This is a genomic window from Massilia sp. CT11-108 (assembly GCF_047302915.1).
GTDB classification, from domain to species: Bacteria; Pseudomonadota; Gammaproteobacteria; order Burkholderiales; family Burkholderiaceae_D; genus Telluria; species Telluria orientalis.
The window spans coordinates 1-1,821 of sequence record NZ_JBKYMO010000789.1; the positions used below are offsets into that span (position 1 = coordinate 1).

Below are 1,821 nucleotides of genomic sequence, written 5' to 3' on the forward strand. Positions count from 1 at the left end.
CGACGGCGGGGCACCGGGGACGCGGCCGCCGGCCAGGTCCGCGCCGTGGCAGCCGGTGCACGTGGCGGCGACATAGGCGCCATACGCCGGCGTGACGGCGGCCGGCATGGCCTGCGGCGGCGCGAGGGCGTGGTCGATCTTTTCGGACGCATCCTTGATCACGCCGAACGCGTACAGCGCCTTCACGGGCACCGGCACGTCGATGACGGCCTTCACGCCGGACACGGGGCGCATCTGTTCCAGGAAGGCGACGAGGGCGGCCATGTCTTCGTCGCTGAGGCGGCTGTAATCCTCGCTGGGCATGATCATGACGGGATTGCCGTTCGGCTTGACGCCATGGCGCACGGTGCGCACCCAGTCGATCACGCGGTAGCGCGCCGTGGTGCCGTTCGGGCCCGCCGTGATGTTGGGGGCGACGACGAGCATGCCGCCGTCGCGCACGACCGTCCGGCCGGCGCCGTCCGCACCATGGCATTCGGCGCAGCCGCGCGTGTTGTACAGGTAGCGGCCGTGGTCGACGCGGGCGACGTCGGGCACGACGTCGAGCGGACGCACCTGCAACGCGATGCTGCGCGCCATCTTGCGTTCCCCCAGCACCTTGCCGACGCCGGCCGTGGCGACCCCCAGCAGGGCGAGTGCCGCCAATGCGATGCTCGTGCGCTTGACCCATTTGCTCACCATGACTCTCTCTCCTTGTTGGACGAACGGCAACACGAGGAATCTAGCACTGCCGTTTTTGGCCGGATACTGGTTGAAATGCTAAGCACGGCCAAGGAGACGTGATGAGGCATGCATCAAGCATGCGTCATTGATTTATTGGGTAGTGAAGTTGGTGAGCCACTGCAGGTTGGCGTCCTTGCTCCAGTTCGCCGTGCCGTTGTTCCTGTTACCGTCCAGGCTGTTCTGGCTGCCGCAGCAGCCGCCGGATGCGCGCACATGAAAATTATCAGATATATTTTCCCACTGTTAATTTCTGCATGTGCTATTGATCCGGCTGCAACTAACGATTACACCGGACTCGGTCATAGTGAAGTCGCGACACAACTACAACATTCGCTTTTTTGGGTGAGGTGGCCGTGGATCATACGATTGGAAATCTGGTCAATTCTCCTCGAGTCGTGAATCAAGTCGACCGCCGCAAAGCCTTGGAGGAACTGGGTTTTATTTGCCCGTCCGCGACCGATACACCGTGTTCCTACGACGGAAGTGCAAAATCGACCATCGTAAGCGCGGATCGAAAAGACACGACAAGATTCGTCACTAAAGTGCATATTCAAGCACGGTTGAGCGATCGTGTGGTTAAGGTGGAAAGCCACATTTCAAAAACTGATTTTTAAGCGAGGCATGCCGGGATACTGAGCTTCTTGTCATCCCGCGCCAAGAAGAGGCGTAGTTGAAAAGCAAGCCCCCCGCCACAACTTACGGGACATTCAACTATCCAACCGATCCAGGAGCAAGCTCGTGGAATACAAGGACTATTACCAGACGCTTGGTGTCGAGAAGACCGCGACCCAGGACGACATCAAGAAGGCTTACCGCAAGCTGGTGCGGCAGTACCACCCCGACGTCAGCAAGCACAAGGACGCGGACGCGAAGACCAAGGAAATCAACGAGGCCTACGACGTGCTGGGCGACGCCGAAAAGCGTGCGGCCTACGACGAACTGGGCCGCGGGCACCGACCCGGCCAGGGCTTCCAGCCGCCGCCGGACTGGGGCACGCAGTTCGATTTCGGCGGTGCCGGCGGGGACGATTTCTTCAACGACCTGTTCGCCCACGTGGGCCGGCGTTCGCGCGCGGGCGGGGGCGCGCACGCGGGCGGC

4 protein-coding genes are annotated in these 1,821 nt (G+C 61.8%); 2 read left to right on the top strand and 2 right to left on the bottom strand.

The features are described from left to right. Together ACEN88_RS30700 and ACEN88_RS30705 are read right to left on the bottom strand one after the other, a co-directional pair. Positions 1–681 (bottom strand): c-type cytochrome (locus ACEN88_RS30700; RefSeq protein ID WP_413345813.1); only part of this gene is annotated, 681 nt, incomplete at its 3' end. Positions 682–813: 132 nt separating this feature from the next. After that, a complete protein-coding gene (locus ACEN88_RS30705; RefSeq protein ID WP_413345815.1) occupies positions 814–936 on the bottom strand; it encodes a hypothetical protein in 123 nt (40 codons plus the stop codon). Positions 937–1,118: 182 nt separating this feature from the next. On the opposite strand from ACEN88_RS30705, the gene ACEN88_RS30710 reads away from it, so the two are divergent. Both ACEN88_RS30710 and ACEN88_RS30715 read left to right on the top strand, forming a co-directional pair. Next, complete coding sequence (locus ACEN88_RS30710) at positions 1,119–1,337, top strand: hypothetical protein (protein WP_413345817.1); 219 nt, start codon at positions 1,119–1,121, stop codon at positions 1,335–1,337. Between the two features lie 124 nt (positions 1,338–1,461). After that, a partial coding sequence (locus ACEN88_RS30715; RefSeq protein WP_413345819.1) for a DnaJ domain-containing protein occupies positions 1,462–1,821 on the top strand: 360 nt, incomplete at its 3' end.